We start from the raw sequence: 11,357 nt of genomic DNA on the forward strand, positions 1-11,357 counted from the left end.
TCTGCCCCCTCCTAATGACTGACGCCGAGATAGGCATCGATGACGTCTTGATTGGCGCGCACCTCGTCCGGGGTGCCGTCGGCCAGCTTGCGGCCGTAGTCCAGCACCACCACACGGTCCGAGATGTCCATCACCACCCCCATGTCGTGTTCGATGAGGGCGATGGTGGTGCCGAACTCGTCGTTCACGTCGAGGATGAAGCGGCACATATCCTCCTTCTCCTCCACGTTCATGCCGGCCATGGGTTCGTCGAGCAGCAGCAGCTTGGGCTCCATGGCGAGCGCTCGCGCCAGCTCGACGCGCTTTTGCAGGCCATAAGGCAGACGCCCCACCGGGGTCTTGCGGATCGCCTCGATCTCCAGGAAGTCGATGATCTTCTCAACCACCTCGCGATGGGCGATCTCCTCGCGCTGGTTGGCGCCCCAGAAGATGGCCTGCTGGAAGATGTTGCTTTTCATCTTCAGGACACGCCCGGTCATGATGTTGTCGAGGGTCGACATGCCCTTGAACAGCGCCACGTTCTGAAAGGTCCGGGCGATACCCTGGCGCGCCGCCAGGTGCGGGCGCATGGCCCGCCGCTCGGCGCCGAGGTACATGATGCGGCCCTGCTGCGGATGATAGAACCCGTTGATGACGTTCAGCATGGAGGTCTTGCCGGCGCCGTTGGGGCCGATGATCGCCAGGATCTCGTGTTCGCGGACTTCGAAGCTGATATCGGTCAGCGCCTTCACGCCACCGAAGGCAAGGGTGATGTTGTCGGCCCGCAGAAGCGTCTCGCCGATCTTCTTCCGCGGCGCGCTCTGGTGTTCCGCCACGCCTTCAGAGGCCAGGGTTTCCACCATCAGCTTGCCTTCTTCATCGTCGCCGCGGGCAGGGGTTCAACCCCCACGTCGACCACCTGCAGGTCCGCCTTGATGGTGCCCTTGCGGCCGTCTTCGAAAGTGACCTCGGTTTCGATGTAGGCGGTTTCGGCGCCGGTATAGAGCGCCTCGATCAGGGATTCGTAGCGCTCGGCAACGAAGCGGCGGCGCACCTTGCGGGTGCGGGTCAGCTCGCCGTCATCGGCATCCAGTTCCTTGTGCAGGATCAGAAAGCGCCGGATCTGACAGCTCGCCAGCTGCGGGTCGGCGGCCAGATCGCGGTTCACCTTTTCGATGTGCCCGCGGACGATCTCGATTACCTGGGGATTGGCCGCCAGTTCCTGATAGCTGCCGTAAGCGACGTTGTTGCGTTCCGCCCAGCTGCCCACCGCCACCAGATCGATGTTGATGAAGGCGGTGCAGAAATCGCGCTCGTGCCCGTAGGCCACCGCCTCTTTGATATCGGGGAAGAACTTCAGCTTGTTCTCGACATACTTGGGCGCAAAGAGCCCGCCGTCGTTCACCCGGCCGACATCCTTGGCGCGGTCGATGATCTTCAGATGGCCGTTGTCGGCGAAGAAACCGGCATCGCCGGTATGCACCCAGCCATCGGCCGTCTTGGTTTCGGTCGTCGCCTCCGGGTTCTTGAAGTACTCGACGAAGACGCCGGGCCCGCGGAACATCACCTCGCCGTTGTCGGCGATCTTGATCTCCACGCCCAGAGCGGGCTTGCCTACGGTATCGGCCTCGATCTCTCCATCAGGCTGAATGGTGATGAAGACACTGGCTTCGGTGGAGCCATAGAGCTGCTTCAGGTTGATGCCCAGGGAGCGATAGAAATCGAAGATATCCGGGCCGATCGCCTCACCCGCGGTATAGGCCAGACGGATGCGGGTGAACCCCAGGGTGTTCTTCAGGGGCCCATAAATCAGAATCTGGCCGAGGGCATAGAGCAGCCGCTCCCCCGGGCCGACCGGCTTGCCGTCGAGGATTTTGGTGCCGGAGCGGCGCGCGATTTCCATGAAGTACCGGAAGATACCGCGCTTCACCCAGCTCGCATCCTCCATACGGATCATCACCGTGGTCAGGATGTTCTCGAAGATCCGCGGCGGCGCGAAGAAATAGGTCGGCCCCAGTTCGCGCATGTCATGCATCACCGTCTCGCTGGATTCCGGACAGGCGACGCAGAAGCCGGCGACATAGCTCTGGCCGTAGGAGAAGATGTGATCGCCGACCCAGGCCATCGGCAGATAGGCCAGGGACTCGTCGGCATCGGTCAGCCCCTCCAGCTTCACGCCGTTGGCCGCCGTCTTGACCACGTTGTCGAAGCTGAGGATTACGCCCTTGGGCGTCCCGGTGGTGCCCGAGGTATAGAGAATGATCGCAGGGTCCGCGCCCTTCCCCCTGGCGATTTCCTCGGCATAGAAATCCGGATGGATCCTGTTGTAGTCGCGCCCTTCGGCCTGCACCGCATCGAAGTGGTGCAGGAAGGGTTGGGTGTAGTGGCGCATCCCGCGGGCTTCGTCATAGACGATCTGGGTCAGGCCGGGGCAGCCTTCGTGGATTTCCAGCAGCTTGTCGACCTGCTCCTGGTCCTCCACCACGGCAAAGCGCGCCTCGGCGTGCTCCACCACGTAGGCCATCTCCTTGGCCACCGAATCCTGATAGAGCGGCACCGGTACGGCGCCGATCGCCTGGGCGGCCGTCATGGTCCAATAGAGACGCGGACGGTTGTCGCCGACGATGGCCACCTTGTCGCCGCGCTTGACCCCGAGGGACAGCAGGCCGGCGGCGAGATTGCGCACCTCTTCGGCAACCTGGCCCCAGGTATGGGTCTGCCAGATGCCGAAGTCCTTTTCGCGGATCGCCGGGCGGCCGGGCCGCTGCGCGGCGTGGAATTCCAGCAGCTTGGGAAAGGTGTCGAGTTCTGCCGGCGGCAGACGAACCTCAGTCATGTCCTGCACCCCGCTTCCCTGAAGGAGCGGTCGTACCGCGCGCAGCAGTTCCGATGCCAAACCCTTTGGCCGTCATTCCCGCGCACAGCGTCGATGGTTTTGCCATCATGCCGCTGGGCCTCCCGTTCATGTTTCCCGGTTCTTTTTGTTTGTCTGCATGCGGTTCTTGTCCGCCCGGGAATTCTTACTACCTAAGCTTTTACTGGCCGAAAAATCAATACTCTAACGGTTCCTGCCCGCTGGTTGCGGGTCCTTCCGAAACGCTTCCTCAACCCATCGTCGGGATTGAGAAGTTGGCCCCTTCCTTCACACCGGACGGCCAGCGCGAGGTCACGGTCTTGGTCCGCGTGTAGAAGCGGAACCCGTCGGGCCCGTGCTGGTTCAGATCGCCGAAGCCCGAAGCCTTCCAGCCGCCGAAGGTGTAGTAGGCCAGCGGCACCGGGATCGGCACGTTCACACCCACCATGCCGACGTTGACCCGGTCGCAGAAATCGCGCGCCGCATCGCCGTCGCGGGTGAAGATCGCCGTGCCGTTGCCGTAGGGGTTCTTCATCGTCAGGTCCAGGGCATCGCTGTAGTCCTTGCTGCGCACCACCGAGAGCACCGGGCCGAAAATCTCCTGCTTATAGATGTCCATCTCGGTGGTTACCTTGTCGAAAAGGCAGCCGCCGACGAAGAAACCATCCTCATAGCCCTGCATGGAAAAGCCGCGGCCGTCGACCGCCAGCTCGGCGCCCTGGGCGACGCCGCTGTCCACCAGACCGACGACCCGGTCGCGCGCCGCAGCGGTCACCAGGGGACCCATATCGACGTCGTCGCCGGCGGTATAGGGGGCGATTTTCAGCGCCTCGACCCTCGGCACCAGGCGCTCGACCAGGGCATCGGCGGTCTTCTCGCCCACGGGAACCGCCACCGAGATCGCCATGCAGCGCTCGCCCGCCGCGCCATAACCGGCGCCGATCAGGGCATCGACCGCCTGATCCATATCCGCATCGGGCATGATGATCATGTGGTTCTTGGCGCCGCCGAAGCACTGCACCCGCTTGCCCGCCGCACAACCCCGTGAATAGACGTGTTCAGCGATCGGCGTGGAGCCGACGAAGCCCACAGCCATGATATCCGGGTGGTCGAGGATCGCATCGACGGCTTCCTTGTCGCCGTTGACGACATTCAGGATGCCGGCCGGCAGCCCGGCCTCCATCATCAGTTCCGCCAGCATCAGCGGCACCGAGGGATCGCGCTCCGAGGGTTTCAGGATAAAGGCGTTGCCCGCGACGATGGCCGGGCAAAACTTCCACATCGGGATCATCGCCGGGAAATTGAACGGCGTAATACCGGCGACGACACCCAGCGGCTGGCGGATCGAATACATATCGATGCCCGGCCCGGCGTTGCCGGTGTATTCACCCTTCAGGTGATGCGGCGCACCAAAACAGAACTCGGCCACTTCCAGGCCGCGGACGATATCGCCTTTGGCGTCGGGCAGGGTCTTGCCGTGTTCGCGCGACAGCGCCTCGGCCAGCTTGTCCATGTCGCGGTGCAGCAGCTCGACGAACTTCATCATCACCCGGGCACGGCGCTGCGGGTTCACCGCAGCCCAGGCCGGCTGGGCCTGCTTGGCGTTGGCGACGGCGGCGCCCAGCTCTTCGACGCTGGCCAGCGGCGTGCGCTTCTCCACCTCACCGGTGGCGGGATTGAAAACTTCAGCGCTGCGCCCGCTCGTCCCTTTGACGTGCCGACCGCCGATAAAATGCGTGAGCTCCTGCATCTCGCAAGCCCTCCCCTTGAAACGACCGCGCCTGTTTACGCGTCTTTGTTTTCTGAACTGTACTGGTTATTACAAACTGAGGCCGCCCAAAACCGCCAATTTGTCATTTTCATTTTGCATTTCTGCAAAGACCGGCGGAGCATGGTTGCAAGAAAGCCTCTTATCATGCTGCACTTCCCGGCCCCTTAGGGCAAGGTTTACCGGCCCTTCAGGGCGCGGCTTGGAGGAATCCCGATGCGGTGGGACGATTTGAAGTTCTTTCTGGCGGTGGCCCGCTCCGGCCAGCTGACCACGGCGGCCAAGGGCCTGAAGGTCGACAACGCCACCGTGGCCCGGCGCATTCACGCCCTGGAGGCGGCGCTGGACGCGCAGCTTTTCGACCGCAACCCCAAGGGCTACAGCCTGACCGAGGTCGGCCAGCGCCTGCTGCCCTCCGCCGAGGCCATGGAAACCACCACCCTGGAGGCCCAGGCCCAGGTGCAGGGCCGCGACGAATCCCTGGACGGGGTGGTGCGCCTGGGGGCGCCCGACGGTTTCGGCAGCTTCTTCCTGGCCCCGCGCATCCACAAGCTGGCGCGCCGCCACCCCAAGCTGGAGCTGCAGCTGGTGGCCATGCCGCGGATCTTCAGCCTGTCCAAGCGCGAAGCCGACGTGACCATCGCCATCACCCGGCCCAAGTCCGGCCGCCTGATGATCGCCAAGCTGACCGATTATCAGCTGCACCTCTACGCCTCCAGCGACTACCTGAGCGAGAATCCACCGATCAAGCAGCTGGAGGACCTGAAACAGCAGACCATGATCGGCTACATCTCGGACCTGATCTTCGACCCCAAGCTGGACTACATGCCGATCCTGGGGCGCAAGGTGGTGCCGCAGATCTCCTCGACCAACCTGATCGCCCAGTTGAACGCCACCCTGGCCGGGGCCGGGATCTGCATCCTGCCGGACTTTCTGGCGGGCGAGCAAAGCGGCCTGCAACAGGTCCTGCGCAAAAGCTTTTCCCTGACCCGCACCTTCTGGATCGTCAGCCACGAGAACACCGTCTCGCTGCGCCGGGTGCGCGAAACCATCGACTTCATCCGCGCCGAGGTGCGCGAGAACCGGGACATCTTCTAGGTGGCAGAAGATTTCGTGCTGGAAGCTGCCGGCCTCAGCCTGGCGGCTCGGCGGCTGCAGCCGGCGGGCTGCGCCAACGGGCCGACCCTGGTTTTCCTGCACGAGGCGCTGGGCTCCATCGGCCAGTGGAAAGCCTTTCCCGAAGACCTCGCCGCCGCCTGCGCCCTGCCGGCGCTGATCTACGAGCGCCAGGGCCATGGCGGCTCCACGCCCCTGACCCTGCCGCGCGACAATGCCTATCTGCGCCATGAGGCCGAGATCGTGCTGCCCGCCGTTCTGGCCGCCGCCGGGATCACCAGGCCGATCCTGCTCGGCCATTCCGACGGGGCGACCATCGCCCTGCTGTTCGCCGCCGCCTTTCCCGACAGGACCGCCGCCTGCATCGCCCTGGCGCCCCATGTGATGGTGGAGGGGGTCACCCTGGCGGGCATCCGTGCCGCCGATACCGAACCCGCTGCGCGTGAGATCCGAAAGCGCCTGGCCAGGTACCACGGCGGCAAGACCGACAGCCTCTGGCGCGGCTGGGCGGAGACCTGGCTGCGGCCCGGCTTCGACGGCTGTGAGCTGCGCGCCGAACTGCCCGGGATCACCGCCCCGGTGCTGGTGGTCCAGGGCGCCGACGACGCCTATGGCTCCCCGGCACAGGTCGAGGTCATCGCCGAAAGCGTGGCCGGACCGGTCGAAACCCACCTGCTCCCTGCCTGCGGCCATGCCCCGCATCTGGAACAGGCGCAGCAAACGGTCGAAACGATCCAGGCCTTTCTGAAACCGCCGGGCTAGATTCTTTTCGGTTTAGACGGCACCGGCCCGCTCCCCCTCCCGGCCACCCACCAGGATAATCGCCCATGGGATATTTGGGGGTGGCCGGGAGGGGGAGCGGGCCGGAACCGATTCGACGCAAGTCGAAAACGCTCTAAGCACCCTTTACAGGCGGCCTCTGCGTCTTGGCCAGCATGTCGTCCATGGCAGCGACCTGCGCGTCGACGCCCGCTTGCCGGTAGAGGTCGCGCGCCGCAGACCACTGCGTCCGTGCCGCTTCAAGGTCGCCGTTTTCCTCGGCGAGATCGCCAAGACCGGCCCGCGCCGCGGCCATGGCCTGCGCGCCGCCGGAGGCCTCCGCCAGCGTCAACAGCTGGTGGTAGAGGCGCGATGCCTCCTTCCGCTCGCCACGCTGCGCGGCGAGATTGGCGAGATTGAAAACGCCGAAGCCCTCACCATCGCGATCCTGATGCCGGCGGGCGACGGCGATGGTTTCTTCGAACATCCCTTGGGCCGCCTCAAGCTCGCCACGGGCCTTGTGGACCAGCCCCATGTGGTTCATCGCAGTGATCATCGCAGCCTCGTTGCCGAGGTTGTCTTCAAGCGCCAGGGCCTGGGTCAGCATCTCCTCCGCAAGGTCGTATTTGCCTTCATCATAGAAGAGAATTCCCAGGTTACCGAGATTGAGGGCAACATGACCGAAGTGACCGAGGTCCCGGCTCAGGTTCATGGACCGCTCGTAGAGATCGTGGGCCCGTTCGGCATCACCGCGCTGATGGGCGATGCGGGCAAGACTGGCCAGCGCTATGGCGCGCTGGACTTCGTCATCGTCAGGCAGATCGCCGATCCGAAGCAGTTGCTCGAAGGTCCGCTCGGCGTCGTCCGGGCGACCAAGATCGCTGTAGATCTCACCCAGGCTGGTGAGGGCGCCGGCGTCCTGCGAATCAAGCTCCACCGCCGCTTCGTAGGCGGCCAGGGCCGCCGCGGTGTCGTGAAGCACGGCGAGGGCGCCGAGGTGGCGGGCCGCCGCCGCAGCCTCCAGCTGGCCATCGAAGGGTTCCTGCCGTTTTTCCGCCAGGATCTCGCGAAAGATCGTCTCCGCCGCCGCCAGCCGCCGGCCGCCCAGATGCCGCAGGGCCGTAACGGCACGATCCGGTTCCCGATCACGACCGGCACGGGCCTTGAGCGCCTCAACGGCTTTCAGCAGCCCGCTGCGCGCCGCCGTCACGTTAGCCGGATCGACTTCAGGCACCGCCCCCGGCACGCGCTTGGACAGCAGGCGCCCGACCAGCTCTTCTGAATCGATGCTGTCGGCCTCCGCCGCGGTGGCCGAGGGTTCGTCCGTCTGCTTGGCCCAACTGCCGCTGTCATGCCGCCGCACGACGGCGCCGTCGTCGCGAAGACCGTTGCGCCCCCGGCTTCTACCCCGTCCCCTGCCGAAAGGGCCGAAGATCGCACCGAAGACCAGCACGACAAGGGCCAGAAGGATGAGCAACACGGCGGCAACCACCGGGTTGGCCCCAACCCAATCCAAAGCCGCCCAATCCAAAACACTAACACTGTCCATCAAAGCCCCCCAGGCCGATTGGAACGGAAAGGCAGGCGGCGATTTCAATCTAGTAACAATCAACCGCCGGGAACGCCACTGCGAAGAAGCGCCGGCCGAAAGCGGCCCGGCCCGATAACCGGATGGCAATCTGTCTGTGCCAGTCTTTGCCGTCAGCCGCGGCCCGCCAGGGGAATCTCATCGGAAATGCCTGGGAATTCACTGGGGATTTCCCCCGGTTTCCCCCGGATTACCGTGGACATCCGGGCTGCGATGACTATTTTAGCGCTGTATCCCATTACGTGAGCTCCCGCGGAGCGGTCGCAACCGGTCGCGGGGCATGCCCTCGAAGCCCAAGCCGTCCTTTGGCCAGCAGTTAAGGCCCGCAATGAGACGGCAGGCAGCCGACGGGTATGGCCCAAAGATCAAGCGCCGCAAGAATCAGGCGCGACAGACCGGCAAAGGAGAGAGACTCATGCCAACCACCACAGATACCCTGAAAACCCGCCGCGACCTCACCGTCGGCGCCAAGACCTACAGCTACTACAGCCTGGAGGCCGCCGCGGCCGAGCTGGGCGACGTCTCGCGCCTGCCGTTCTGCATGAAGGTGCTGCTGGAAAACCTGCTGCGCTTCGAAGACGGCAACAGCGTCACCACCGACGACATCCGCGCCATCGGCGCCTGGATGAAGGACCGGCGCTCGGACCGCGAGATCGCCTACCGCCCGGCCCGCGTGCTGCTGCAGGACTTCACCGGCGTGCCCGCCGTGGTCGATCTGGCGGCGATGCGCGAGGCGCTGACCAAGCTGGGCGGCGATCCCAAGAAGATCAACCCGCTGTCCCCGGTCGACCTTGTGATCGACCACTCGGTCATGGTCGACAGCTTCGGCACCCCCGATGCCTTCAAGAAGAACGTCGACATGGAGTTCGAGCGCAACGGCGAGCGCTACGCCTTTCTGCGCTGGGGCCAGTCCGCCTTCGACAACTTCCGCGTGGTGCCGCCGGGAACGGGTATCTGCCATCAGGTCAATCTTGAAAACCTGGCCCAGGTCGTCTGGACCAAGGACGAAGACGGCAAGACCGTCGCCTACCCCGACACCCTGGTCGGCACCGACAGCCACACCACCATGGTCAACGGCCTCTCGGTCCTGGGCTGGGGCGTCGGCGGCATCGAGGCCGAGGCGGCCATGCTGGGCCAGCCGGTTTCCATGCTGATCCCCGAGGTCGTCGGCTTCAAGCTGACCGGCGCCATGAAGGAAGGCACCACCGCCACCGACCTGGTGCTGACAGTGGTGCAGATGCTGCGCGCCAAGGGCGTGGTCGGCAAGTTCGTGGAATTCTACGGCCCCGGCCTGGACCACCTGACCCTGGCCGATCAGGCGACCATCGCCAACATGGCGCCGGAGTACGGCGCCACCTGCGGCATCTTCCCGGTCGACGAGGAAACCATCCGCTACCTGACCTTCACCAGCCGCGATCCGGAACGCGTCGCCCTGGTGGAAGCCTATGCCAAGGCCCAGGGCATGTGGCGCGATGCCTCGACCCCGGACCCGATCTTCACCGACAGCCTGGAACTCGACCTCGGCGCTGTCGAACCCAGCCTGGCCGGGCCGAAGCGCCCGCAGGACCGGGTCGCTCTATCGGGCGTGTCGGCCTCCGCCGATAAGGCCCTGGCCGACATGGGCAGCGGCACGGCAACGCCGGTGGAGGGCGGCGACTACAGCGTCGAGCCGGCCCATGTGGTGATCGCCGCCATCACCTCCTGCACCAATACATCCAACCCCTCGGTGCTGGTCGCCGCCGGCCTGCTGGCCAAGAAGGCGCGGGAAAAGGGCCTGATGACCAAGCCCTGGGTGAAGACCTCCCTCGCCCCCGGCAGCCAGGTGGTGACCGATTATCTGGAGGCCGCCGGCCTGCAGAAGGAACTCGACGCCCTGGGCTTCGACCTCGTCGGCTACGGCTGCACCACCTGCATCGGCAACTCCGGCCCGCTGGACCAGCCGATCAGCGACGCCATCGACAAGGGCAACATCTCGGTCGCCGCCGTGCTGTCGGGCAACCGCAACTTCGAGGGCCGCGTCCACCCGATGGTGAAGCTGAACTACCTGGCCTCGCCGCCGCTGGTGGTGGCCTATGCCCTGGCCGGCTCCCTGAAGGTCGATCTGCTGAACGATCCCCTGGGCACCGGCAGCGACGGCCAGCCGGTGTTCCTGAAGGACATCTGGCCGACCAACAAGGAAATCGAGACGGTGATCGGCGATTCGCTGACGCCGGCCATGTTCGAGGCGCGCTACGCCAACGTCTTCGAGGGCCCGAAGGAATGGCGGGAGATCGATGCCGGCTCCGGCATGACCTATCTGTGGAACGACGGCAGCACCTATGTGCAGTACCCGCCGTTCTTCGAGGATATGAAGGCCGAGCCGGAGGCCATCGGCGACGTCAGCGGCGCCCGCGCCCTGGCGATCCTGGGCGACTCGGTCACCACCGATCACATCTCCCCCGCCGGGGCGATCAAGAAGGACAGCCCGGCCGGCGAGTACCTGGTGGAACACCAGGTGCGCCCGATCGAGTTCAACTCCTACGGCTCACGCCGCGGCAACCACCAGGTCATGATGCGCGGCACCTTCGCCAACATCCGCATCAAGAACGAGATGGCGGCGGGCACCGAAGGCGGCTTCACCAGGTACATGCCCGAGGGCAAGGTGATGCCGATCTACGACGCCGCCATGAAGTATGCCGACGACGGCGTGCCGCTGCTGGTCTTCGGCGGCAAGGAATACGGCACCGGCTCGTCGCGCGACTGGGCCGCCAAGGGCACCCGCCTGCTGGGCGTGAAGGCCGTGATCGTCGAGAGCTTCGAGCGTATCCACCGCTCCAACCTCGTCGGCATGGGCGTGCTGCCGCTGCAGTTCAAGGACGGCACGACGCGCCAGAGCCTGAAGCTGACGGGCGAGGAGACCTTCGACCTCTCCGGCGTCGCCGGCGGCATCACCCCGCGCATGGACCTGCAGCTCACCATCCACCGCCCCGACGGCAGCAGCGAGCAGGTCCCCCTGCTCTGCCGCATCGATACCGCCGACGAGGTCGAGTACTACCGCAACGGCGGCATCCTCCACTACGTGCTGCGCAACCTGATGAAGGCGGCGTAAGCGCGCTTACACCATCAGCCGCAACGACAAAGGCCCCTGCCAACGGCAGGGGCCTTTCTTATGTGGACGAATGTCAACTAGGGTCAGGACTCAATTGAGCCACCATGTGATGATTGCGGCGATGAAGACGGCAGATAGGAAAGTATCTGCGCGTTTGTCGTATCGGGTGGCGATTCTTCGGAAATCTTTGAGCCGACAGAACATG

At 65.0% G+C, this 11,357-nt stretch carries 7 protein-coding genes and 1 pseudogene; 3 read left to right on the plus strand and 5 right to left on the minus strand.

Features of this window, described 5'->3' with window-relative positions; genetic code table 11:
- Nucleotides 1-11: 11 nt before the first annotated feature.
- The 3 genes from HBA54_RS26985 to HBA54_RS26995 all read right to left on the minus strand — a co-directional run bounded on the left by HBA54_RS26985 (nt 12) and on the right by HBA54_RS26995 (nt 4,583).
- Entirely contained in the window at nt 12-842 is an 831-nt protein-coding gene (locus tag HBA54_RS26985) for an ABC transporter ATP-binding protein (RefSeq protein WP_167231263.1), read from the minus strand.
- On the minus strand, nt 842-2,815 hold the full coding sequence (locus HBA54_RS26990; protein WP_167231265.1) for an AMP-binding protein: 1,974 nt from the start codon (nt 2,813-2,815) through the stop codon (nt 842-844). Before HBA54_RS26990 ends, HBA54_RS26985 begins: the two co-directional genes overlap by 1 nt.
- Before the next feature lie 268 nt (nt 2,816-3,083).
- Entirely contained in the window at nt 3,084-4,583 is a 1,500-nt protein-coding gene (locus HBA54_RS26995) for a CoA-acylating methylmalonate-semialdehyde dehydrogenase (protein WP_167231268.1), read from the minus strand.
- A 234-nt stretch (nt 4,584-4,817) separates the two neighbouring features.
- On the opposite strand from HBA54_RS26995, the gene HBA54_RS27000 reads away from it, so the two are divergent.
- Both HBA54_RS27000 and HBA54_RS27005 read left to right on the plus strand, forming a co-directional pair.
- Nucleotides 4,818-5,699, plus strand: a complete 882-nt coding sequence (locus HBA54_RS27000; RefSeq protein ID WP_167231271.1) for a LysR family transcriptional regulator — start codon at nt 4,818-4,820, stop codon at nt 5,697-5,699.
- Nucleotides 5,700-6,479, plus strand: coding sequence for an alpha/beta fold hydrolase (locus HBA54_RS27005; protein ID WP_167231274.1), 780 nt, complete (start codon nt 5,700-5,702; stop codon nt 6,477-6,479).
- 133 nt (nt 6,480-6,612) lie between these two features.
- Here HBA54_RS27005 and HBA54_RS27010 read toward each other — a convergent pair whose 3' ends face one another.
- Complete coding sequence (locus tag HBA54_RS27010) at nt 6,613-8,025, minus strand: tetratricopeptide repeat protein (RefSeq protein WP_167231277.1); 1,413 nt, start codon at nt 8,023-8,025, stop codon at nt 6,613-6,615.
- A gap of 454 nt (nt 8,026-8,479) precedes the next feature.
- On the opposite strand from HBA54_RS27010, the gene acnA reads away from it, so the two are divergent.
- The gene (gene acnA / locus HBA54_RS27015; protein WP_167231280.1) at nt 8,480-11,152 is read left to right on the plus strand and encodes an aconitate hydratase AcnA; all 2,673 of its coding nucleotides are present in this window, start codon (nt 8,480-8,482) and stop codon (nt 11,150-11,152) included.
- Nucleotides 11,153-11,242: 90 nt separating this feature from the next.
- Here acnA and HBA54_RS27020 read toward each other — a convergent pair.
- Nucleotides 11,243-11,357: pseudogene (locus HBA54_RS27020) on the minus strand (IS5/IS1182 family transposase); the annotation flags it as partial.

It is taken from the genome of Pelagibius litoralis, assembly GCF_011683915.1.
Lineage (GTDB): Bacteria > Pseudomonadota > Alphaproteobacteria > Kiloniellales > Kiloniellaceae > Pelagibius > Pelagibius litoralis.